We start from the raw sequence: 21,942 nt of genomic DNA, 5'->3' as shown, positions 1-21,942 counted from the left end.
GTACAGTCGCGTGCATGCTAAAGCCAGTGCTGCGTGTAGTTGAAGCGGGCGGTCGTACCGTGGACGATCCGACCGAGGAGGTTCTGCACGACCTGCTGTCTGAGATGAACTTGTCGCACCGGTTTGTGATCCTGGAAAGACTCGATCTGGAGCTTGTGGATCAGCATTACATTCAGGTGTACCTGAACGACGACCTCAGCTACCAGGTCGAGTACCGCGAAGGCAGTGCAGACAAGCACTACCAGGCCCACGTTCCAAGGCTTCATGAAGTGTTCGGCCCAGAAGAGTCGACCGCCAAGGTGATGATGGACTGGGCTCACGATCGACAGGGCTGGCGGGAGGCGTTGCTGTGGACCCCGATGCCTTTTCAGTGAAGGATTACAGCCACTCGTTGATCGCCGCGACCAGGACTGTCGCTTCGTAGCGGACAGCGAGTTTGTCGTACCGCGTGGCGACAGCGCGGTTCCTCTTGAGGCGGTTGATCCCACACTCGACCGCGTGGCGCTCGCGGTAGTCGGCCGGGTCGAAGCGCGGCGGCCGGCCGCCGCGGGAACCGAGCCTTCGGCGGTTGCGGGCCTGGTCGGCCTTGTCCGGGATGGTGCAGCGAATCCCGCGGCGGCGCAGGTAGCCGCGGTTCCTGCGGGAGGCGTACGCCTTGTGTCGGCCCGCACGCGGTTGGGGCGGACGCGTGGCCGTCCCGGACCGATGCGGGGCACGCGGACCTTGTCCAACACGGGTTCGAACTGCGGCGAGTCGCCGCGCTGCCCGGCCGTGATCACGATCGACATGGGTTTCTGACCCTGCTCGATGGCCAGGTGCAACTTGGTGGTGAACCCGCCGCGTGAGCGACCCAGTCCGTGATCCTCGGGTTCGGTGAACACACCGCCTGGCGGTTCCTTCTGCAGGTCACCCTGCCTGCGGGCCCCAGCCGCATGCTGATGAGCACGACAGACCATGGAGTCGACGCTCAGGTCCCACGTGATCCTCCCCTTCGCGTCGGCCAAGGACTGCAGCCGGGTGAAGACCTGATGCCAGGTGCCGTTCCGCTGCCACCGGCGGAACAAGTCGTAGACCCGGCCCCACGGCCCGTACTCGACGGGCACGTCCCGCCAGGGAACCCCTGTACGGACACGGAACCGTATGCCGTCGATCAGCTGCCGCCGAGGCCAGACAGGTGGCCGGCCCGCCTTCGTGCCCTTCGGCAACAACGGCTCCAGCACCGCCCACTGCTCGTCCGTGAGATCTCCCCGACCCATGAACCGTGATCATCCACAGCACCAGATCCACTTTCGACACACAGCCTAGGGCGGGGGCTTCCGCCGGAAGAGGCGGGACAGGAAGCCACGGGGTCGCGCCGGGGCCGGCTCCTGCGGCCAGGGGACGGGAACCGCGGGTTGCGGCACCGACGTCGGCGTCACCTCCAGCGGTGGAACGATCTTCAGCCACATCCAGCCCTGCGGTCCCGGCGCCCCGCGCGCCCGCAGGCGGAGCCTCTCGGGCAGGGCGTCGTGGATCCACCGCGGATACGCGAGCAGCAGCTGCGGCCCCCGCTCAGCCGCCGCCCCGGCCCGCGCGGCCTGAGCCAGGACCACCCGCGTGAGGTCCTCCGTGTCGACTGCCTCGCCGGCCACGACCAGCCGCAGGACGACGGGCCGTCGCGGCCCCGGCTCGCGCCAGTCGGCGACGGCGGCGTCCGCGGCCAGCCGGACCGCCACCTCGGGCGGGAAGTCCGAGAGGCGGGTCATCGGCGTGGAGCCGACGCCCTCCAGCCCGAGGACGCGCAGCACGGACGCGAACTCCCTGATGGCGGAGCCCCCGGCGTCAGCGCCCGTGGCGACGGCCAGCAGCCGCGCACCCCGCGCCTCCGCGCCCTCCGACAGCGCCGCCAGCCGCTCCTGCCAGCTCGCCCGCAGACTCGTCAGCTTGCGCCGCTCCAGGCTCGCCCACCGGCCCGGGAGGCCCGCCAGGGGCTCCGACCGCCACAGCGCGAGGGCCGCCCGGTACAGCTCGGTGCCCGCCGCGCGGTCGCCGTTCCGCGCCGCCTCGGCCGCGCGCTCCGCGAGCCGCTCGGAGGCGACCAGGTCGAAGCGCGTGTCGGACAGGTCGATCCGGGCCGCCGGCCCCTCCGTCTCGATCGGGTGCCCGTCGGCCCGCAGCCGCTCCAGATGGGCCATCACGTCGGTGATGAGGTGGGGCTCGCCGCCGGTGTAGAACGGCAGGGCTCCCATGTCGACGAACTGTCCTCGTTCCAGAAGCAGCCCGGCCAGCAGGAGTGCGTCCCGTTCGGGCAGCGGGTCGAACCAGGCCTTGACCGGCCCGAGGATCCGGTAGCTCGGGCCGGGCACGGCGCCCCACGGGCGCGCCCCGAGGGAGCGGACCAGGCCCGCCAGCCGGCGCAGGGCGTCGTGGCGGTGCGCGAGGTGGTCGGACAGCAGGCCGAGGATGCCCTGTTCGAGCGCGAGGGGCACGTCCTGTCGCACGGCGCGGACGGACGCCTGGGGGTCGTCCGGGTCGTCCTCGGCCCGCAGGTCCCTGCCGGTGGCCATCTCGTACAGCAGCCGGCCCAGGTCGTACAGGTCGTCCTCGGCCCGTTGCTCCGGCGCCGGAGCCGGCTCTCCGAGCAGCGGCCTCTCCTGCCGGGTCAGCAGGACGCGGTCCGTCCGCACGGCGCCGTGCACGAACCCGGCCTCGTGCAGCGCGAGGAGGGCGGAGGCGATCTCACCGGCGCCGTACAGGGCGCGGAACGACGGCAGGCCGTCGGGAGAGGCGGTCAACTGCTCGCGCAGCGTCGTGCCGGCGATGCCCGGCAGGACGACGGCGCACCGGCCTTCGAGCTCCAGGCCGTCCAGGACGCTGAGGAGGTGGGGGTGGCCGACGCCCCGCAGGGCCTCCACGCGGGCCGCGAAGCCGGGCGGTGCGGGGAAGGGATGGATACGGATCAGGACCCGGCGGTCCTGCTCGCGGTCGTGGGCCTGCCACAGCTCCTCGCCCGCCGGGCCGGGCCGGGCCTCCAGGAGCGCGTAGCGCCCGGCGAGCAGCCGCGGCCGAGCCGCGTCCGGCTCCGGGTCCGGCTCCGCCGCCGAGGCCGGCGGCACCCACTCCGGCCCCCGCAGCAACCGCACGCTCTCCTCGCTCACCAGCGCGAACGGCCGTCCCATCGCGCGGTCCGCGCCCCGCCCCTCCAGGCTCTCCACCAGGGCGCGGAACTCGCCCGGCAGGGCGCCCGCGCGGGCGTCGATCTCGGCGCTGACGCGGGCCAGGAGTGCGGCCGTGCGGATGAGGGAGGTGCGGGGGAGGGCGCCGAGGAGGACCTCGCGGACCCCGGGGCGGAACGCGTACGCGCCGGGGTCCGCGCCCGGGTGGGCGCGGAGCATGCCGCTGAGGACGACCTCCGCCAGGTGCTGCGGCTCGGGGCGTTCCTCCACCGCCGCCTGGACCAGCCGCATCACCGGCAGCCGCGCCGAGCCGACCGCCAGGTGCGCGGCGAGCCGGAAGGCCTGCGGCGAGGCCAGGGCGCGGAAGCGCAGCACCAGTTCCTCGGGGTCGGTGTCCTCCGGGACGAGCGCGTCGTCCGGGGCCGCCGGCCCGCAGGGCGTCACGAAGGCCGCCGCGCCCGGCACCTCCGTACCGGCCGGGGAGGCGACCAGCGCGGCCCAGTGGCCGAGCCACACGTCGGTCGGCTCCAGGACGGGCAGCGGGACGCCCGCCCGGCCGGGTGCGCCGTCGTACGGGGTGAACTCCAGGGCCGCGTTGGGGACCCCCGCCGCCGGCGAGACGAACCGGCCCGGCACGGCGGGCGCCGCCGTGTGCCGCCACAGGCGCTCCGGCAGCGGCTGGAGCAGCGCGACGGGCGCCTCCCGGGCCAGCGCGGCGAGCGTGCCCCGCCACCGCATGCCGGCCGGCCCCTCGTGCCACTGCGGCCCCATCGCGTCGCTGACCACGAGCACCGCCGTACGCCCCCGCTCCCGGTGGCGCCGGGGCAGTCGCCCGTCCTCGCCGAGCCGCAGCACGTCGAGCGTGCGGAACGCCCCGGTCTGCGCGAGGGCCGTGTGCAGCTCGCGCGCCAGCGGACGCCACATCGTCATCGTCGGGCCCGTGTCGAGGACGATCCGCAGGTGCAGCCAGCGCTCCTGCCGGGGCCGCAGCACCGGCAGCCACAACCGCCGCCGGGCCCCGAGCGCGGCGATCCGGTCGGCGGTCGCGGCCTCGTCCAGCTCCCGCCCGGCCGCGCTCGGCACGGTCCGGCGCAGCGGGCGCAGCGAACGCTGGAGGGCGAGCGGCCGGGCCAGCATCGGCGGCGCGGGCGCCAGCAGCGAGGTGTGTGAGGGCGCGGCGGGCCCCGGCCGGGACGCGGGCCGCGGCGAGGGCCTCGGCTCGGGCGCGGCGGCGGGGGTGTGCAGCGGCACCCGGGGCGGCGCGGCCGGGGCCGGGTCCGGACCGGGAGGGAGCGCGAGGGGCGTCGGCCGGAGCGGCTCCGAGGGCCGCCAGTCGGGCGGCGCGGGCTCCGGAGCGGGCCGCACCGGCCGCTCCGCCGGCCGCTCAGGCGTCCCCATCTGCCGCGCCAGCCACAGCAGTTCCGCCAGCTCCCGCCCGGTCGGCGGCTCCTGCCCGGCCGCCGTCAGGATGCCCGCCAGGGCGGTCAGCGCCTCCCCGGCCGCCCGGTCAGACGTCATCGACGTCCCAGGACTCCGCCGCCCGTCCCAGATACGGCATCAGCGCCTTCGCCAGCTCCTCCCGCGACCCGGCGTCCAGGCCGGCCGTCCGGGTCAGGTAGATCGCGTTGAGCAGCTGGTCCGTGGCGAGTTCGCCCGCGCTGCCCCGGCGCAGGAACGTGTCGACGAGCGCGTGGTCCCGCTCGTCGAGCTCGCCCAGGTGCGCCCGCACGATGTCCTCCAGCTGCCGGCGCGGCGGCTGGTGCAGTTCGAGCCGCACACAGCGGCGCAGGAACGCCGGCGGGAACTCCCGCTCGCCGTTGCTGGTGAGGACGACGAACGGGAAGGCCCGGCACCGCACCTCGCCGTGCCGGACCGGCACCCGCTCCTCCGCGTCCGCGACCATCACCTCGGCCACCGGATGCGAGCGGGCCGCCCGCACCAGCTCGGGGATCTCGTACTGCCCCTCCTCCAGGACGTGCAGCAGGTCGTTGGGGAGGTCGAGGTCGCTCTTGTCGATCTCGTCGATGAGCAGCACCCGGGGCCGCTCGTACGGCAGCAGGGCGGTGCCCAGCGGGCCGAGCCGCAGATGGTCCTCGACCGCCGCCTCCCCGGGCAGCGGCTCACTGGCGACGGCCCGCCCGGCCGCGTACAGCCGCGACAGCGGGTCGTAACGGTAGAGGCCGTCGGTCAGCGCCGTGCGGCTCGTGACGTTCCACCGCAGCACCCGGCCGAGCCGCAGCTCGCGCGCCACCGCGTACGGCAGGCTGGACTTGCCGCTCCCCGGCGGGCCCGTCACGAGCAGCGGCCGTCGCAGATGCAGCGCCGCGTTGACCAGCTGCACCGTCTCCGGCGTCGGCTGGTACGTGCGGGCCCGGTGCACCCGGCCCGGCGCACCGCCCGCCGCGTCCTCCTCCCGGGCCGCCGGCAGCGCCGGCCCGCCGTCGAACGCGCGCCACGGCGGCGGCGCGGGCAGCGCGTCGACGCCGTCGTGCGGCGCGCTGGATCCGGTGTAGACGGGCCAGAGGGACATGCCTGCTGCTCCAAGGAGTGGGTACGGGACGGACGTTCAGCCGACGGGGGAGTGGCGCAGGGGACGGACCTCGGGAAACCGGCGCGGGTCCTCCCACACCAGGGACACGTGCGCCGCCCAGTGCGGTTCGGGCCCCTCGTGCAGAAAGGCCTCCTTGCGCAACCGGAAGACGACGTCCGGGAGTTCGGCCGGAGGGAGCCGGGAGATCCGCTCCGCGATCCGGTCCAGGAAGCCGGTGCCCGAGCAGTTCCCCGTGCACGGCCCGCCCGGCGGGCAGCCGTTGCGCGGCCACAGCACGATCGGCGCGGGCGCGTCCAGCGCCGCGCCGTACAGACTGCGCTCCCGGGACGCCGTCGGCGGCCGGGCGAAACCCACCGCGCCGCGCACGTCCTGGAGGAGCACCGACAGCTGCGCGGCCCCCTGCGGGGTGGCGCAGGCGACCCGGTGCAGCGGCGAGCCGTCCTGCCGGTCCAGCTCCTCCCACACCCGCTTGAGCGCGAACTGCTGCCGGCCCTTGGAACGCCGGTCGTGATCGAGCACGACCACCGGCGAACTACAGCCCAGCGGAGGCTCCTTGCCGCGCTTGCGGGTCCACTGGTCGACGTCCTTGTTCAGCCAGGACCGGGGCAGCGCGAACGCGATCAGCGGACGCCCGTCGACGATCTCCTCGTACGCCTCGTCGATCCGGTCGAGGACCCAGCCCCGTAACTTGGCGGCGACCAGGCGCCGTTCGCTGACGAGGATGCGGTCCCCGCCCCGGTACACCGACACCTCCGCGATCACGGTGCTGCCGTCGGCGCCGCTGCGCCGCACCTCGACCAGGATCGGCGCCCAGGGCAGCGGACCGCCCGGCGCCGCCGCCGGCGCGGCCGGCTGGGCGCGCTCACGGGCATGGCCGTGCGGGGCGTACGGCGCGGTCTCGTGCCGGGGCTCGTCGTCGCACCCGGACACCGGCCGGGGCCCCTGGTGCCGGTCCCGGTGCGCCCGCGCCCACACCCGGAACGCGCGCCGCAGCTCCTCGTCGTCCATCAGGTCGGCCACCCGCAGGGCGAGTTCGGCGAGCGGCACCCGGCCGCGCCCCGGCGTGGTCTCGGTGAGCAGGTGCCACACGCCCTGCCACAGGTCGCGGGGCGGCGCGGGCGGCAGCACGGGGCCCAGCGGGCCGGTCGCCGCGGCGAGCAGCCGCTCCACCGGGACGGGCAGCGGCCCGGCCCGCTCCACCAGGTCGAGGAGGCCGCGCTTCTCCTCGGGGGAACAGCCCGGCGTGGGCACGAGCGCGGCGAGGGCCGGGACGTAGCGGGCCAGGATCCGGGCGGGGATGATCCGGGCGTTGCGCACCACCGGGTCGTACGAGGCGACCATCCCGACCACGGCCCCGTCGGCGGCGCGCATGGCCGCGGCCCCGCTGAACCCGTGCGAGGGCTCCTGCCCGAACCCCTTCCAGTACTCCGCCTGCTGCCACTCGTCGTGGATCAGCTGCCCGGCCGAGGTCGTCCGCAGCTCCGTCTGGGCGCCCTCCCGCGCGTACCCGTCGGGGAAGCCGTACGCCACGAGCCGCGGGGGTTCCCCGTCCTCGCCGACGCCCTCGGGCCCCGCGAACGCGATCGGCGGGACCGGCACCGGCCGGTCCAGGGTCAGCACCGCGACATCGCCGGGGTCGGTGCGGCCACCGCCCCAGGGGCCCCGCCGGGCGACCCGGGCCGGCACCTCGCCGAGGCCGTGGGCGCCGGGGAACCAGACCGTGGCGTCCGCGAGGCCGTCGACCACATGGGCGCAGGTCAGCACGGTGTCGGCGGCGACGAGGAACCCGGAGCCCAGCACCAGCCCCGCACCGTCGACCCGCACGTGCCAGGCGGGGGAGCCCATCAGCGCGGGCCGGCGATGGCTCCGGCACCCGCCTCGGCGGCGCCCGCGCCCGCGGTGCCCGTCGCGCTGGTGGCGGGAGCGCCCGCCGTGGCGTCCGAGGTCCCGTCCGGCGTCCGGTTCGGCGCCGAGCCCGTGGCCGTCCCGTCCGCCGCCGTGCCCGCCGTGCCCGACGTGCCCGTTGTCCCGTCCGAGGCGGCCGTCGGCGCCGTGACCGTGGCCTGCGGGCCGTCGCCGTCCGGTGTCCAGGACAGCTTCACCGTCAGATGCCCCTCGACGGCCGTCTTCGCGATCACCGCGCCCGCCTCGGCCGTCAGCTTCACCCCGAACTCCAGCTCCACCGCGTCCGGCCGGAGCGCACCGCCCCGGAACACGGCGAGCGCGGACTCGGCCGCCGCGCGGATCCCCACGAGCGCCTCGTCCAGCGTCTGGCCCGCCCTGACCAGGGAGTTGCCGCCACGGGAGACGGGCCGGGCGCCCGGCTGATCACCGTCCGCTTCGACCAGGACCGTGCCGTCCGCCGTGCCGAACTCCATAAGTGTGCCCACAACTACCCCCGTGGCCCGAACAGTTGGTTCGGGCCCCATTCTGTCCGACGGCCCCGCCCGTGTCAGCGGATCAGCGGCAGGGCCGGGCCCGGCCTACCCTGGTGGGATGTACGAGGAGCGCCCCGCCCGGCTCGCCGGCGCGGTCGTCTGGACCCGTGCCACCGGCCCCGCCGACCCCGGCACCCGACCGGTCCTGCCGGACGGGTGCATGGACCTGATCTGGGCCGACGGCCGTCTCCTGGTCGCGGGCCCGGACACTCGCGCGTACCTCCCGGACGGCTTCGCCGCACACTACGCGGGCCTGCGGTTCGCGCCCGGTGAGGCACCGGGCGTGCTCGGCGTCGAGGCGAGCGCCCTGCGCGACCGGCGGGTCGACCTCGCCGACCTGTGGGGCGCCCGCGAGGCCCGCCGGCTCGCCGACGGCGTGACCGGCGCCGCCGACCGCGCCGCCGCCCTGGAGGGCCTGGTGCTGCGCCGGGCCGCCGGGGCGCCCGCCCCCGATCCGCTGCTGCGGGCCGTCGTCGCCCGGCTGCGGGCGGGCGACGGGGTCGGGGCCGCCGCCGACGCGGTCGGGCTGGGCGCCCGGCAGTTGCACCGGCGTTCCCTCGCCGCCTTCGGCTACGGGCCGAAGACACTGGCCCGGATCCTGCGCTTGCGGCGGGCGCTCGCGCTGGTGCGGGCGGGCGTGCCGTACGCGGAGGCGGCGTACCGCGCGGGCTGCGTCGACCAGGCCCATCTGGCCCGCGAGATGCGGGCCCTGACGGGGACGACCCTGACGGGCTATACGGCGTCCTATGTGGCGGCTGAAACGGCGTCCTACGCGGCGTCCGCCCCAGGGGCCCCGTCCGCCGCCGCGTCGGCGTGGTCGGCGTAGAGCGACACCGCCGCTCCGTCCGGGTCGAGCACCACCGCGTACCGCTGGCCCCACACGGCGTCCCAGGGCTTGAGGTGCCCGCGGTGTCCGGCGTCGGTCAGGGTCGCGTAGACCGCGTCGACCTCGTCGGGGTCCTGGCAGCGGAAGGCGAGGGCGACCCGGTCGCCGCCGGAGGGGCGGGTCCAGGCCGGATCGTAGGAGCGGACGGTCTCCTCCGTGTCCCACAGCACGCGCGGCCCGCCGGGCAGGGCCAGCTCCACGTGCGGGGCGTTCTCGGCGCCGGGCGGGAGGTCCAGGCCGAGCAGCCGGTAGAAGGCGAGGGAGGCGCCCAGGTCGGCGGTGACCAGGCCGATGACGTCGAGGCGCGGGGTGGGTCGCTTGGTGTCCATGTCCCCGAACGTAGACGGCCCCGGGCCGCCCGTCTTGTACGGATCGGACACCGGGGCCGTGAGCGCGCGGAGGGGCTGCCGGGCCGCTACGTGAGGTGGACCAGGCCGCCCGTGGTGACGGTCGGGCGGCCGGCGGTGCCCACCACCACGATCCTCACCGTGTGTGCACCAGCGGTATCGGCGGGCAGCGGCTCGAAAACCACCCGAGCGCCGGTGCCGCACCACCACGGGCAGATGACCGCCCGGAAAATGCTTGGCGCCTCCGGCCCGGCCTCCGTTACGGTGAGCGCACCGCGAAGATCGCGGTCAGGAGACCCACACGACCAGGAGGTGTGACCGATGGCTGTCGTCACGACGGGCGCCGCCCACATCCAGATGTTTGTCCACACCACCTCCGTGGCCACCGGCTGACGTTCCCCACCGGCTGACGTCTCCCACTTTCCGCGCGCACCGACGCGCGATGCCGGGGCCACCCCTGTGAAGGGTCCCCCTTGTCTTCCTCGCTTTCCCGTTCCACTTCCCGTTCCACCGCCGATTCCCGCTCCACCCTCGACCCGTCCTCCCTGCGCGCCTACGGCTGGGACGACGCCTGGGCCGCCGAGTTCGCTCCGTACGCGGCGCAGGGCCTGCTGCCCGGCCGGGTCGTCCGGGTCGACCGCGGCCAGTGCGACCTCATGACCGAGGCCGGACTCGTGCGCGCCGACACGGCCTTCGTCACCCCGCACGACCCGCTGCGGGTCATCTGCACCGGCGACTGGGCCGCCGTCGACCCCGAGGGCGTCAACGACCCGCGTTACGTACGGGCCTGCCTGCCCCGCCGTACCGCGTTCGCCCGGTCCACCTCGTCCAAGCGGTCCGAGGGGCAGATCCTCGCCGCCAACGTCGACCACGCGATCATCACGGTCTCGCTCGCCGTCGAGCTCGACCTCGGGCGCATCGAACGCTTCCTCGCCCTGGCCTGGGAGTCCGGCGCCCAGCCGCTCGTCGTGCTGAGCAAGGCCGACCTGGTGCCCGACCCGGTCGGACTCTCCTACCTGGTCGAGGACGTCGAGACCGTCGCCCCCGGTGTCCAGGTGCTGCCCGTCAGCTCGCACACCGGCGAGGGGCTCGACGTGCTCCACGCTGTCGCCTCGGGCGGTACGAGCGTGCTGCTCGGCGTCTCCGGCGCCGGGAAGTCGACCCTCGCCAACACGCTGCTCGGCCAGGACGCGATGGAGGTCCAGGCCGCCCGCGACGTGGACGGCAAGGGCCGGCACACCACCACCACCCGCAACCTGCTCGTGCTGCCCGGCGGCGGGGTGCTCATCGACACGCCCGGACTGCGCGGCGTCGGCCTCTGGGACGCCGAGGCGGGCGTCGGCCAGGTCTTCAGCGAGATCGAGGAGCTGGCCGCCGACTGCCGCTTCCCGGACTGCGCCCACGAGACGGAGCCCGGCTGCGCCGTCGCCGCCGCCATCGAGGACGGCACCCTGCCCGAGCGGCGCCTCGACAGCTACCGCAAGCTGATCCGCGAGAACCAGCGGCTCGCCGCCAAGACCGACGCGCGGCTGCGCACGGAGATGCTGAAGGACTGGAAGCGCAGGGGCGCCGAGGGCCGCGCCGCCATGGACATCAAGCGGGGCCGCGTCCGCTGAACCGGCCCGGCCGCGCCGTCGGCGGGGGCGGGGGCACCGTGCCCCCGCCCCCACCGACGGCTCCCGGCTTCCAGCCCCGGCTCTCGGCTCTCGGCGTCCGAAAACCGCCAGCCGGGTCCAGGGCGCTCCCGCACACTGGAAGGCATGACGGAGACGCTCACGCCCCCGCCCCGGGGCACCGACGAGGACACCCGGTACGAGGCGGTCAGCAGCCGCGACGCCCGCTTCGACGGCGTGTTCTTCTTCGCCGTCTCCACCACCGGCATCTACTGCCGCCCCAGCTGCCCCGCCGTCACCCCCAAGCGGCGCAACGTCAGCTTCTTCCCCACCGCCGCGGCCGCCCAGGGCCACGGCTTCCGGGCCTGCCGCCGCTGCCGCCCCGACGCCGTGCCCGGCTCCGCCGAGTGGAACGTCCGGGCCGACGTCGTCGGGCGCGCCGTACGCATGATCGGCGACGGTGTCGTCGACCGCGAGGGTGTGCCCGGTCTCGCCGACCGGCTCGGCTACAGCGCCCGGCAGGTGCAGCGCCAGCTCACCGCCGAGCTCGGCGCCGGGCCGGTCGCCCTGGCCCGCGCCCAGCGCGCCCACACCGCGCGACTTCTCCTGCAGACCACCGGCCTGCCCGTCACCGAGATCGCCTTCGCGGCCGGGTTCGCCAGCGTCCGCCAGTTCAACGACACCATCCGCGCGATCTACGCCCGCACCCCGACCCAGCTGCGCGAGGAGTCCGGCACCGGCGCCGGGCCGCGCACCGCGCTCGCCGCCGGGGTGCCGCTGCGGCTGGCCCACCGGGGCCCGTACGCGGCGGGTGAGGTCTTCGACCTGCTCGCCGCCGAGGCCCTGCCCGGTGTCGAGGAGGTCGTCGGGACCCCCGGCGCCCGCACCTACCGGCGCACCCTGCGCCTCCCGTACGGCACCGGGATCGTCTCCGTCGACGAACGCTCCCCGGGCCGCTGGCTGGAGGCCCGCATCCACCTCACCGAGCTGCGCGACCTCACCACCGCCGTCCAGCGGCTGCGCAGACTCCTCGACCTGGACGCCGACCCGTACGCGGTCGCCGACCGGCTCGGCGCCGACCCCGCCCTCGCCGTCGAGGTCGCGGCCCGTCCGGGCGTCCGCTCGCCGGGCACGGCCGAACCGGAGGAGTTCGCGGTACGGACCCTCGTCGGCCCGGCGCACGCCGCCCGGCTCGTCGGGGCGCACGGCACCCCGCTGGAGACCGCCTGCGGCAGCCTCACCCACGTCTTCCCCGAGCCCGCCGCCCTGACGGGCGACCCGCTCGCGGGCCCGCTCGCCACCGCGCTCGCCGACGGCACCGTCCGGCTCGACCCGGGCGCCGACCGCGCCGCCACCGCCGCCGCCCTGGCCGCCGTGCCGGGCCTGACCGCCCGCGCCGCCGCCGTCATCCGCACCCGCGCCCTCGGCGACCCCGACGTCGCCCCGGAGGGCCTGCCGGACCGTCCGGAGTGGCGGCCCTGGCGCTCGTACGCCGCCCGCTACCTGCGCGTCACCGGCTGAACCCCCGAGAGGCGGGCCTCAGCCCCAGATCACCGCGCCCGCCCACGCCCCCACGATCAGCAGACAGGCGAACAGCTCCACCAGGACGCTCGTCCCGGCCGCCCGCATCACCGTGCGGGTGGCCGCCCGCGCCTGGCCGTGGCCGCCGAGCCGCAGCCGCTCGGAGAGGTAGACGCCGCCGACGAAACCGGGGATCGCGCCGACCACCGGGATCAGCAGAAACCCCAGGACGGCGCCCACTCCCGCGTACGCGACCATCCGCCGGGTGATGCCGACGCCCCGGAAGCGGCGCGGCGGCAGCTGCCATACGACCACCTGGGTGAGGAGCAGCAGACCCGTCGAGGAGACCAGCAGGATCCACGCCAGCCCGGTCTGCTCGTGCAGCGCCCACCAGAGCATGGCCGCCCACACCAGCCACGTCCCCGGCACGCCGGGCGTCAGCACCCCGAACAGTCCGAGCAGCATCACCATCGCGATCAGCAGGAGCTGCCACACACCCATCTGCCAAGGGTGCAGGAATCCGCCCGTTCTCGCAGGTCGCGGCGGACGTACGGGTCAGCCGGCGAGCGGTATCGCGGCGGCGACCAGGTGCCGTTCCCGGCGGCTGATCAGCGGAAAGACGATCTTCAGCGAGCTCTCGCTGTACGGCGAGGAGAGCACGAAGGAGGAGTTGAGGAGCCGCTCCTTGATCTCCGAGCGGAAGAGGTGCGCGCGCTGGATCGTCATCCGGTGCCCCACCGGCTTCGCGAAGGTCTGGTCGGCCTCGAAGACCAGCAGCCGGCGGTCGGTCATCGCCAGGTACATGGGCGTGGGCACCGGAACCACCGTCAGCGCCCCGCCGCTCGCGATCGCCGAGGCGACCCCGAAGGCCGCCGTCCGGCGCACCGACACGGTGCTGAGACCCACGATGGTCGTCACCTCCACCCGCTCCCCGGGCTCCAGCATCGGGGTGACGGCGGCCAGCAGGGCGCGGCGGCGCCTTCCGTTCATGGGGGTGCTCCTTGGCAGGAAGGGGAGATACGAGGTGGGGGATGGAGGCGGAAATCGGCCGCCACCTTACGGCCACCCCACGGCGCCCCCGTCACCGCCCCTGCCTCCCGACGCCGGGCCCCGCCACCGGGCCGTGCCTCCGCCCCTGACGCCCGGTCCGCCACCCGGCCACGCCCCCGCTGCTACCGCCCGGCCCCGCCCCCGCCCCTACCGCCGGGCCACCCACCCCTTCTCGTACGCGTGCCACCCCAGCTGCAGCCGGGTCGTCACCCCGGTCAGCTCCATCAGGCCCTTCACCCGCCGCTGGACCGTGCGCAGGCCCAGCTCCAGCTGCTTCGCCACGCTCGCGTCCGTCATCCCGGCGAGCAGCAGCGAGAGGATCTCCAGGTCCGTCGGGTCCGGGCCGGGGTTCTCGTCCTGGGTGACCTGCGCGCCCGCGCCGAGCCGCAGCGGCAGCGCCTCCCGCCACACCGACTCGAAGAGGCCCATCAGCGATTCGAGCAGGCCGCTGGCGTGCACGACGAGCGCGGCGGGCTCCGCGCCGCGGCCGGTGAGCGGGACCATGGCCAGGGACCGGTCCGCGACCACCAGCTTGGTCGGCACCCGGTCCACGATCCGGATCCGCTCCTCGCGGCCGAGCGCCGCCGACAGCTCCAGCAGCCCCGAGGGCAGCGTCAGCACCTCGCGCTCGATGACCACCCGGTAGCGCACGCCCCGCTCCGCTGCCTGCGCCTCCGCGTCGTTCTCCATGCCGGACACCGCGATCGGCTTGCCCGTCACCAGCGCGCAGACCTCCTCGGTCGCGCCGAGCTGGAGCTGGAGGAAACGGTGGGTGACGGCGCCCGCGCCGGTCACCACCTCCACCAGGTCGTGCACGGCGGGCTCGGTCGCCTCGGCGCGGTACTCCTGGGCCAGCAGCGCCGCCGCCAGCTCGGCCTGCTCCAGCTCGTGCCGCTGCTGGGTGAGCAGCGCCCCGAGCGCGACGCCGGGCGGTGCGGCGACCCAGCGGCCGGTGCGCGCGGAGGACTGGGCGGCGAGCCCCTGCGATTCGAGGCGGCGCAGCGCCCGCTCGGTGTCGTTCTCCGGCAGCGCGAGGCGGTGGGCGAGATCGGAGACCTCCGCCGCGCCCAGTGCGACGAGCGCGCGGTAGGCGGACTCCTGTCGTTCGTCGAGTCCTATCGCACCCAGCATCCCTGACCCCACCCCTCACCGGACGTCCCCGGACGACCCGGACATTCACCGGATGTCCACCGGACGCGTTCGTTCCGTTGATGCGTTGGCGGGAAACGGCCACGGCGCATTCCCGCCTCGCCCATCCTGCCTGCACCACCCTCACCTCTGCCAATGTGGCGCCACCGCAGCACCAACAGCCTCCGGACATAGGGCCCTTATGCCCGGATGGCCGGAATCAGATGGGGAGAGCGATGCGCCCGATTTCGCGTACGGCCCTGGGGGCGGCGACCGCCGCCGTCCTGGCCGTCACCGCGGTCGCGGCGTCCGCGGCCGCAGCGCCGCAGGACGCCCAGGCGACCGGCAAGCGACCGCTGGTCGGCAGTGACGCCGCCGCCAGGAGCGGGCAGCGGCCCGCCACCGTCACCCTGGTGACCGGCGACCGGGTCGTGCTCACCCGCGACGCCGAAGGCAACCCGGCCGCCGCCGCGCTGCCCCGCGAGGACGGCACCGTGCCGCTCGTCCAGACCCGCCGCTCCGGCCAGGACCTGTACGTCTACCCCGAGGGCGCCACCGCCGCGCTGGCCGCGGGCCGGGTCGACGAGGAGCTGTTCAACGTCACCGGCCTGGTCCGCCAGGGCTACGACGACGCCACCTCCGCCACCCTGCCGCTGATCGGCGTGTACGGCATGGATCTGGCCACCGCCCGCACGGTCCCGCCCGCCCCGCGCGGCGCCACCCGCGGCCAGGTCCTGAAGACCGTCGACGCCGTCGCCCTCAAGGCCGACAAGAAGCAGGCCGCCACCTTCTGGGCCGATGTCACCGCACCCGCCGCCCGCTCGGCCGGCGGCCTGCGCAAGCTGTGGCTCGACCGCAAGGTCCAGGCCACCCTGGAGCGTTCCACCGCCCAGGTCCACGCCCCAGAGGCCTGGGCCGCCGGCTACGACGGCACCGGCACCAAGGTCGCCGTCCTCGACACCGGCGCCGACGCCGAACACCCCGACCTCAAGGGCCGGATCGTCGCCTCGGAGAACTTCACCGACTCCGACAGCGCCGACGACCGCCAGGGTCACGGCACCCACACCATCTCCACCGTCGGCGGCTCCGGCGCCGCCAGCGGCGGCAAGAAGAAGGGCGTCGCGCCCGGCGCGGCCCTCCTCAACGGCAAGGTCCTCAACGACTCGGGTTCCGGCGCCACTTCGTGGATCATCGCCGGCATGGAATGGGCCGTCGCCCAGGGCGCCGACGTCGTCTCCATGAGCCTCGGCAACCCCTCCGAGACCGACTGCACCGATCCGATGAGCGTCGCCGCCGAACAACTCGCCCAGAGCAAGGGCACGTTGTTCGTCATCGCCGCCGGAAACTCCGGTCCCGGCAACAACACCGTCTCCTCGCCCGGCTGCGCGGCGGGCGTCCTCACCGTCGGCGCCACCGACCGCGACGACTCCACCGCGTACTTCTCCAGCCGAGGCCCGGCGTCCGACGCGGCCCACACCCTCAAGCCGGAGATCGCCGCGCCCGGCGTCGGCATCTCCGCGGCGGCGGCCGGCGGCCGCGGCGTCTACGCCTACCAGTCGATGTCCGGCACCTCGATGGCCACCCCGCACGTCGCGGGCGCCGCCGCCATCGTCAAGCAGCGCCACCCCGACTGGACCGCCCAGCAGATCAAGGCCGCCCTCGTCTCCTCCGCCGACAGCGGCGTCCCCGGCGACGCCCGTCAGGTCGGCGGCGGCCGCCTCGACGTCAAGGCCGCCGTCGACCAGACCGTCCTCAGCGCCCCCGCCGTCCAGGGCGGCACCTTCAACTGGCCGCAGGACAGCAGCGACCGCACCACCGTGACCGTCCCCTACACCAACACCGGCGACCGGCCCGTCACGCTCTCCCTCGCCGTCGAGAAGCTCACCGGCAACGACGGCTCCGCCGTCCGCTCCCCGGTCGCCCGGCTCGGCGCGCGCACCGTCACCGTCGCGGCCGGCGCCACCGTCCAGGTCCCGCTCCGTATCGACCCCGCCGCCCACCTGGAGCGCGCCCAGTACGGCGACGTCACCGGCCGCGTGGTCGCCACCGGCGCCGCCGCCGGCAAGGGCCGTGTGCACGTCTCCACCCCGTTCGCGCTGTACGTCGAGCCCGAGACCCTCACCCTGCGCGTCAAGCTGATCGACCGCCAGGGCAAGGCGGCCGACGGAGCCTCCTCCGTCGACGTCATCGGCACCGACGACGCCTCCGGCTCCCGCCGCTTCAACGAGGGCTCCGCCGACCAGGTCTACCGCCTGCGCGCCGGCAGCTACTTCCTCTCCTCCTTCGTCACCACCCCCGACGCCGGCGAGGGCGCCAAGCTGACCGACTCGATCAGCTACCTGGCCCGCCCGCAGCTGGAGCTGAAGAAGGACACCACCGTCGTCCTCGACGCCCGGCAGGCCCACCGCCTCACGGTCCGCACCGACAAGCCGTCCGAACCCCGAGGCGCCACCCTCGCGTTCGCCCGCTCGTGGGACGACACCTGGCTGCACGCCGGCACCGCCACCGGACCGCGCACCGTCCGCGGCTACTATGCGTCCGTCGAAGGCCGCGCCGACGACGGCGACTTCGAGTTCGGCAGCTACTGGCGCGCCGCCGCCCCGCAGATCGAGCGCCTCACGACCGACGACGGCACGCGCCTGCACCCGCTGACCGCGTCCATCGCCTCCGACAACCTCGACGGCACCGGCTCCGCCCGCCTCGTCGACGCGGGCACCGGCACCCCCGACGAGCTCAAGGCCGCGGGAGTGCGGGGCCGGATCGCCCTGGTCCGCCTGCCCGACGACAGCACCGGCGCGGGCACCGTCGCCCGCGACGCCAAGGCGGCCGGAGCCGTCGCCGTCGTCACGTACCACCAGGCCGCAGGGCGCTGGTACCCCGGCGGCGGGTTCACCGGTCTCGGTCTGCCGGTGCTCTCCGTCCCCGCCGACGAGGCCGTCGCGCTGCTCGGCAAGCTCTCCGCCGGCGAGGTCACCCTCTCCTGGAAGGCCACCGCGAAGAGCCCCTACCTCTACAACCTCGCCTTCCCCGAGACCGGCCCGATCCGCGACGACCGGAACCACCGCGTCGAGGACCGCGCCCTCGGCCGCACGGAGGCCACCTACGGCTCCTCCGGCATCGCCACCGACTTCGTCGAGTTCCCGGCCGCCTACCGGCCCGACGGCACCGCCGTCTCCTTCGGTTCGCTGGAGACCGTCCCGGCGCCCGGCACCCGCACCGAGTACTACTCCGCGGGCGACACGGCCTGGCGGCAGCTGATCGGCAGCAGCTTCCCCTTCGGTGAGCTCATGGTCGGCGGCGCGCACACCTACCGCGCCGGCGAGCGGCGCACCGAGCGCTGGTACGACGGCGTCCTCGTCCCCACCGCCCCGCGCGACGCCACCGGGAAGCCGGTCCTCGTCGCCGAACGCCAGGGCGACCTCATCGGCTTCGCCGACGCCCTGTGGGGCGACACCACCCACCACGCCGAGCCCGGCTCCTTCGGTGACATCGGCAACCTGCGCCTGAGCAGGGACGGCGAGACCATCGGCGAGACCGGCTGGCCGTTCGGCGTCTTCGAGGTCCCGGCCGAGCCCGGCGCGTACACGCTCGAGCAGAACACCATGAAGATCGGCAGCAGGGTGTGGGCCCGCTCCACGTCCGTCAACTCGGTGTGGAAATTCACCTCCAAGTCGGACCCGAGCGTCTATTCTCAGGGCATCCCGATTCTCTTCCCCCGGTACGACCTTCCGGAGGACGGACTCAAGACCCTCGCCGCGGCCGACGGCCAGCGGATCGGCCTCAGCGCGACGGGTCACGCGGGCTACACCCCCGCGGCCCTCACCTCGGCCAGGCTCTCGTACTCCTACGACGGAGGTGAGACCTGGACCTCGGCCCGGGTCTCCCAGCAGGGCGACGGCTGGACCGCGACCGTGAACCACGCGGGCGCGACCGGCAAGCAGGTCACCCTGAAGACCGAACTGACGGACGCCAACGGCAACTCCGTCACCCAGACCGTGGTCCGCGCTTACGACGTGCGCTGATCACGCCGGTCCGCCGGGCGTCCTTCCCGTGGGGGGTGGGGTCGCCCGGCGGACCATTTCCCTTCCCACCCGTTCGCCACCGGGCTTTCCACGACACATTTCCGGATGTCCCGTTTTCAGACGGCCTGTGCGGTGGACAATAAGGGCATGACTCAGCAGGGGGACAACTGGTGGGACAAGCTCTACGACGCCTCGGCCCCGGACACCGGGCCCGTCCCGACGCCCGACAGCCTCGACGACCGCTTCGACTCCGCGTCCAGGACCACGACCCTGGAGACGCCTCCTGACGAGGCGCCCCCGGACCGCCCGCCCGCGGAGAAGCCGGTGCCGGCACCCACCGAGGCACCCCTCGGGGCACCCGCCGACGAGCCCCTGACGGCACCCACCCTCCAGGTCCCCGCGCCCCGCCCCCGTACCGGACACGTCGGCAGCCGGCCGCCCACCTACGAGGCCGAGCCCACCGCCCTGCCCGCCGCCCGGCCCGGGGAGCTCGACGAACTCGTCGCCGACACCGTCCTCGACGGGGCCCGCTACGGCGCCTACACCCTGCGCGCCGCCTCCGTCCGCGGCGACTCCGCCCGCTTCCGCGGCGAACCCCGCCGCGACGCGCTCCTCACCGCCCGCTTCGGCCACGACGAGGCCGCCCTCGTCCTCGTCGCCGTCGCCGCCGGACAGCGCGCCGCCGAACACGCCCACCTCGCCGCCGCCGACGTCTGCCGCTGGATCGCCGAAGCCGTCGGCCGCAGCCACGCCCGGCTCTCCGAGGACATCCGCTCCGGCCGCCGCGGCGACCTCAAGTCCGGCCTCCACCGGCTCACCGACCGCACCTACGGCCGCCTGCGCACCCGCGCCGCCGAACGGGGCCTCGACCCGGACGCGTACACGGCGGGCCTGCGCTGTCTGCTGCTCTCCGCCGACCCCGGCTGCCGCACCCGGGTCTTCTTCGGCATCGGCACCGGTGGCCTCTTCCGGCTGCGCGACGGCGCCTGGCAGGACATCGAACCGCTGCTCCCCGAAACCACCGTCGGCGCCCCCGTCGTGGGCTACGGCTCGCCGCCCGTGCGGACGCCCGACGTGCCGGAGGCCACCGAGGAGGGCGACCGCCTCACCATGGACCTCGGCATCACCACCGCCCCCGGCCCCCTCGTGGAGCAACCGCTGCCGCCCCCGGCCGAACCGTTCCGCTTCCGCGCCTCCGTCGCCCGTCCAGGCGACACCCTGCTGCTCGCCTCCCACGGCCTCGCCGAACCGCTGCGCGGCGAACCCGCCCTCGCCCGCGAGCTCGCCACCCGCTGGGCGGGCGCCGAACCGCCCGGTCTGGCCGCCTTCCTCGCCGACACCCAGTTGCGCGTGACCGGCTACGCCGACGACCGCACGGGGGTGGGCGTCTGGGAGGCGTAACCTCCCCGGCCATGGGTTGATGGACCCATGGCCAAACAGAATGTCGCAGAACAGTTCGTCGACATCCTCGTCCGCGCGGGCGTCCAGCGCCTCTACGGAGTGGTCGGCGACAGCCTGAACCCGGTCGTCGACGCGATCCGCCGTACCTCCGGCATCGACTGGATCCAGGTGCGGCACGAAGAGGTCGCCGCCTTCGCGGCCGGCGCCGAGGCCCAGATCACCGGCAAGCTGGCCGCCTGCGCCGGCTCCTGCGGCCCGGGCAACCTGCACCTCATCAACGGCCTGTACGACGCCCACCGCTCCATGGCCCCGGTCCTCGCGCTGGCTTCCCACATCCCGTCCGGCGAGATCGGGCTCGGCTACTTCCAGGAGACCCACCCGGACCAGCTGTTCCGCGAGTGCAGCCACTACAGCGAGCTGATCTCCACCCCGAAGCAGATGCCCCGGCTGCTCCACACCGCGATCCAGCACGCGGTCGGCCAGAGCGGCGTCAGCGTCGTGTCGCTGCCCGGCGACGTCGCCTCCGAGCCCGCGCCGGAGAAGGCCCCCGAGATCGCCCTGGTCACCTCCCGGCCCACCGTCCGCCCCGGCGACACCGAGATCGAAGCCCTCGTCCGGCTGATCGACTCCGCCGAACGGGTGACGCTGTTCTGCGGCAGCGGCACCGCGGGCGCGCACGCCGAGGTCATGCAGTTCGCCGAGCGCGTGAAGGCACCCGTCGGACACGCGCTGCGCGGCAAGGAATGGATCCAGTACGACAATCCGTACGACGTCGGCATGAGCGGACTGCTCGGCTACGGCGCCGCCTACGAGGCCACCCACGAGTGCGACCTGCTGATCCTGCTCGGCACCGACTTCCCGTACAACGCCTTCCTGCCCGACGACGTCAAGATCGTCCAGGTGGACGTACGGCCCGAGCGGCTCGGCCGGCGCTCCCGGCTCGACCTCGCCGTCTGGGGCGATGTCCGCGAGACCCTGCGCTGCGTCATCCCGCGCGTCCGGGCCAAGACGGACCGCCGCTTCCTGGACAAGATGCTGAAGAAGCACGCCGGCGCACTGGAGGGCGTGGTCAAGGCGTACACCCGCAAGGTGGAGAAGCACGTCCCCATCCACCCCGAGTACGTCGCCTCCGTCCTCGACGAACTCGCCGACGACGACGCCGTGTTCACCGTCGACACCGGCATGTGCAACGTCTGGGCCGCCCGCTACGTCTCACCCAACGGGCGCCGCCGCATCATCGGCTCCTTCAGCCACGGCTCCATGGCCAACGCCCTGCCGCAGGCGATCGGTGCCCAGTTCACCGACCGGAACCGCCAGGTGATCTCGATGTCCGGCGACGGCGGCTTCTCCATGCTGATGGGCGACTTCCTCACCCTGGTCCAGTACGACCTGCCGGTGAAGGTGATCGTCTTCAACAACTCCTCGCTCGGCATGGTCGAGCTGGAGATGCTCGTGTCCGGACTCCCCTCGTACGGGACCACCAACAAGAACCCCGACTTCGCCGCCATCGCCCGCGCGGCCGGCGCCTACGGCGTCCGCGTGGAGAAGCCGAAACAGCTCACGAGCGCCCTCAAGGACGCCTTCAAGCACAGGGGCCCGGCCCTCGTGGACGTCGTCACCGACCCCAACGCGCTCTCCATCCCGCCCAGGATCAGCGCCGAGATGGTCACCGGCTTCGCCCTCTCCGCCAGCAAGATCGTCCTCGACGGCGGAGTGGGCCGGATGCTCCAGATGGCCCGATCCAACCTGCGCAACGTGCCCCGCCCCTGACGGTCCGCCCCACCCGTGAATGCGGGCCTCCCCAGGGGGCATGCATCCCCGTGAACCTGT

At 74.7% G+C, this 21,942-nt stretch carries 17 protein-coding genes; 7 read left to right on the top strand and 10 right to left on the bottom strand.

Going from position 1 to position 21,942, the window contains the following annotated elements:
• The first annotated feature begins 14 nt into the window (after positions 1 to 14).
• Positions 15 to 374 (top strand): hypothetical protein, encoded by a 360-nt coding sequence (locus ACZ3ZE_RS24920; protein ID WP_361177107.1) that lies wholly within the window; start codon positions 15 to 17, stop codon positions 372 to 374.
• A gap of 4 nt (positions 375 to 378) precedes the next feature.
• Here the strand turns inward: ACZ3ZE_RS24920 and ACZ3ZE_RS24915 are convergent.
• The 5 genes from ACZ3ZE_RS24915 to ACZ3ZE_RS24895 all read right to left on the bottom strand — a co-directional run bounded on the left by ACZ3ZE_RS24915 (position 379) and on the right by ACZ3ZE_RS24895 (position 8,096).
• Positions 379 to 1,256 (bottom strand): IS5 family transposase gene (locus ACZ3ZE_RS24915; protein WP_467260760.1). Its coding sequence is split into 2 segments (ribosomal slippage): positions 379 to 657 and positions 660 to 1,256, totalling 876 coding nucleotides; the frame shifts between segments, so codons are not numbered across the junction.
• Positions 1,257 to 1,301: 45 nt separating this feature from the next.
• The gene (locus ACZ3ZE_RS24910) at positions 1,302 to 4,673 is read right to left on the bottom strand and encodes an SAV_2336 N-terminal domain-related protein (protein WP_467260758.1); all 3,372 of its coding nucleotides are present in this window, start codon (positions 4,671 to 4,673) and stop codon (positions 1,302 to 1,304) included.
• Entirely contained in the window at positions 4,663 to 5,685 is a 1,023-nt protein-coding gene (locus tag ACZ3ZE_RS24905) for an AAA family ATPase (RefSeq protein ID WP_361177115.1), read from the bottom strand. Before ACZ3ZE_RS24905 ends, ACZ3ZE_RS24910 begins: the two co-directional genes overlap by 11 nt.
• Before the next feature lie 36 nt (positions 5,686 to 5,721).
• Positions 5,722 to 7,551, bottom strand: a complete 1,830-nt coding sequence (locus ACZ3ZE_RS24900) for a VMAP-C domain-containing protein (RefSeq protein ID WP_467260756.1) — start codon at positions 7,549 to 7,551, stop codon at positions 5,722 to 5,724.
• On the bottom strand, positions 7,551 to 8,096 hold the full coding sequence (locus tag ACZ3ZE_RS24895; RefSeq protein ID WP_361177119.1) for a CU044_2847 family protein: 546 nt from the start codon (positions 8,094 to 8,096) through the stop codon (positions 7,551 to 7,553). The genes ACZ3ZE_RS24900 and ACZ3ZE_RS24895 overlap by 1 nt, the downstream gene beginning before the upstream one ends.
• Before the next feature lie 106 nt (positions 8,097 to 8,202).
• On the opposite strand from ACZ3ZE_RS24895, the gene ACZ3ZE_RS24890 reads away from it, so the two are divergent.
• Complete coding sequence (locus tag ACZ3ZE_RS24890; RefSeq protein ID WP_361177121.1) at positions 8,203 to 8,970, top strand: helix-turn-helix domain-containing protein; 768 nt, start codon at positions 8,203 to 8,205, stop codon at positions 8,968 to 8,970.
• On the opposite strand, the gene ACZ3ZE_RS24885 is transcribed toward ACZ3ZE_RS24890, so the two are convergent.
• Both ACZ3ZE_RS24885 and ACZ3ZE_RS24880 read right to left on the bottom strand, forming a co-directional pair.
• Positions 8,913 to 9,359: a VOC family protein gene (locus tag ACZ3ZE_RS24885; protein WP_361177123.1), complete on the bottom strand. Its 447-nt coding sequence runs from the start codon at positions 9,357 to 9,359 to the stop codon at positions 8,913 to 8,915. The two genes, ACZ3ZE_RS24890 and ACZ3ZE_RS24885, sit on opposite strands and share 58 nt — an antisense overlap.
• An 86-nt stretch (positions 9,360 to 9,445) precedes the next feature.
• Complete coding sequence (locus tag ACZ3ZE_RS24880) at positions 9,446 to 9,763, bottom strand: hypothetical protein (protein WP_467260754.1); 318 nt, start codon at positions 9,761 to 9,763, stop codon at positions 9,446 to 9,448.
• A gap of 87 nt (positions 9,764 to 9,850) precedes the next feature.
• Between ACZ3ZE_RS24880 and rsgA the strand changes: the two genes are divergently transcribed.
• Both rsgA and ACZ3ZE_RS24870 read left to right on the top strand, forming a co-directional pair.
• The gene (gene rsgA, locus ACZ3ZE_RS24875) at positions 9,851 to 10,993 is read left to right on the top strand and encodes a ribosome small subunit-dependent GTPase A (protein ID WP_361177125.1); all 1,143 of its coding nucleotides are present in this window, start codon (positions 9,851 to 9,853) and stop codon (positions 10,991 to 10,993) included.
• Positions 10,994 to 11,137: 144 nt separating this feature from the next.
• Positions 11,138 to 12,511: a bifunctional transcriptional activator/DNA repair enzyme AdaA gene (locus ACZ3ZE_RS24870; protein ID WP_361177127.1), complete on the top strand. Its 1,374-nt coding sequence runs from the start codon at positions 11,138 to 11,140 to the stop codon at positions 12,509 to 12,511.
• 18 nt (positions 12,512 to 12,529) lie between these two features.
• On the opposite strand, the gene ACZ3ZE_RS24865 is transcribed toward ACZ3ZE_RS24870, so the two are convergent.
• The 3 genes from ACZ3ZE_RS24865 to ACZ3ZE_RS24855 form a co-directional block, all read right to left on the bottom strand.
• Entirely contained in the window at positions 12,530 to 13,012 is a 483-nt protein-coding gene (locus ACZ3ZE_RS24865) for a DUF456 domain-containing protein (RefSeq protein ID WP_361177129.1), read from the bottom strand.
• 54 nt (positions 13,013 to 13,066) lie between these two features.
• Positions 13,067 to 13,501, bottom strand: a complete 435-nt coding sequence (locus ACZ3ZE_RS24860; RefSeq protein ID WP_361177131.1) for a hypothetical protein — start codon at positions 13,499 to 13,501, stop codon at positions 13,067 to 13,069.
• 207 nt (positions 13,502 to 13,708) lie between these two features.
• Positions 13,709 to 14,692 (bottom strand): helix-turn-helix domain-containing protein, encoded by a 984-nt coding sequence (locus ACZ3ZE_RS24855; RefSeq protein WP_361177133.1) that lies wholly within the window; start codon positions 14,690 to 14,692, stop codon positions 13,709 to 13,711.
• A 233-nt stretch (positions 14,693 to 14,925) separates the two neighbouring features.
• Here ACZ3ZE_RS24855 and ACZ3ZE_RS24850 point away from each other — a divergent pair, with 233 nt between their 5' ends.
• The 3 genes from ACZ3ZE_RS24850 to ACZ3ZE_RS24840 all read left to right on the top strand — a co-directional run bounded on the left by ACZ3ZE_RS24850 (position 14,926) and on the right by ACZ3ZE_RS24840 (position 21,882).
• The gene (locus ACZ3ZE_RS24850) at positions 14,926 to 18,711 is read left to right on the top strand and encodes a S8 family peptidase (protein ID WP_467260751.1); all 3,786 of its coding nucleotides are present in this window, start codon (positions 14,926 to 14,928) and stop codon (positions 18,709 to 18,711) included.
• Between the two features lie 147 nt (positions 18,712 to 18,858).
• Positions 18,859 to 20,112 carry a protein phosphatase 2C domain-containing protein gene (locus ACZ3ZE_RS24845; RefSeq protein ID WP_361629396.1) on the top strand — a complete coding sequence of 418 codons (1,254 nt, stop codon included), beginning with the start codon at positions 18,859 to 18,861 and terminating at the stop codon, positions 20,110 to 20,112.
• Positions 20,113 to 20,139: 27 nt separating this feature from the next.
• Positions 20,140 to 21,882, top strand: a complete 1,743-nt coding sequence (locus ACZ3ZE_RS24840; RefSeq protein WP_361177139.1) for a pyruvate dehydrogenase — start codon at positions 20,140 to 20,142, stop codon at positions 21,880 to 21,882.
• Positions 21,883 to 21,942 lie beyond the last annotated feature (60 nt).

It is taken from the genome of Streptomyces sp. NPDC023157 (assembly GCF_055560575.1).
This window is presented reverse-complemented; position numbering and strand designations above follow the sequence as displayed.

Excerpts from the sequence above, each read along its gene's own strand:
- ACZ3ZE_RS24890 (WP_361177121.1), top strand. The coding sequence starts at position 8,203 with ATGTACGAGGAGCGCCCCGCCCGGCTCGCCGGCGCGGTCGTCTGGACC.
- ACZ3ZE_RS24840 (WP_361177139.1), top strand. The coding sequence starts at position 20,140 with ATGGCCAAACAGAATGTCGCAGAACAGTTCGTCGACATCCTCGTCCGC.
- ACZ3ZE_RS24865 (WP_361177129.1), bottom strand. The coding sequence starts at position 13,012 with ATGGGTGTGTGGCAGCTCCTGCTGATCGCGATGGTGATGCTGCTCGGA.
- ACZ3ZE_RS24855 (WP_361177133.1), bottom strand. The coding sequence starts at position 14,692 with ATGCTGGGTGCGATAGGACTCGACGAACGACAGGAGTCCGCCTACCGC.
- ACZ3ZE_RS24905 (WP_361177115.1), bottom strand. The coding sequence starts at position 5,685 with ATGTCCCTCTGGCCCGTCTACACCGGATCCAGCGCGCCGCACGACGGC.
- ACZ3ZE_RS24900 (WP_467260756.1), bottom strand. The coding sequence starts at position 7,551 with ATGGGCTCCCCCGCCTGGCACGTGCGGGTCGACGGTGCGGGGCTGGTG.
- ACZ3ZE_RS24885 (WP_361177123.1), bottom strand. The coding sequence starts at position 9,359 with ATGGACACCAAGCGACCCACCCCGCGCCTCGACGTCATCGGCCTGGTC.
- ACZ3ZE_RS24860 (WP_361177131.1), bottom strand. The coding sequence starts at position 13,501 with ATGAACGGAAGGCGCCGCCGCGCCCTGCTGGCCGCCGTCACCCCGATG.
- ACZ3ZE_RS24920 (WP_361177107.1), top strand. The coding sequence starts at position 15 with ATGCTAAAGCCAGTGCTGCGTGTAGTTGAAGCGGGCGGTCGTACCGTG.
- ACZ3ZE_RS24850 (WP_467260751.1), top strand. The coding sequence starts at position 14,926 with ATGCGCCCGATTTCGCGTACGGCCCTGGGGGCGGCGACCGCCGCCGTC.
- ACZ3ZE_RS24870 (WP_361177127.1), top strand. The coding sequence starts at position 11,138 with ATGACGGAGACGCTCACGCCCCCGCCCCGGGGCACCGACGAGGACACC.
- ACZ3ZE_RS24845 (WP_361629396.1), top strand. The coding sequence starts at position 18,859 with ATGACTCAGCAGGGGGACAACTGGTGGGACAAGCTCTACGACGCCTCG.
- ACZ3ZE_RS24910 (WP_467260758.1), bottom strand. The coding sequence starts at position 4,673 with ATGACGTCTGACCGGGCGGCCGGGGAGGCGCTGACCGCCCTGGCGGGC.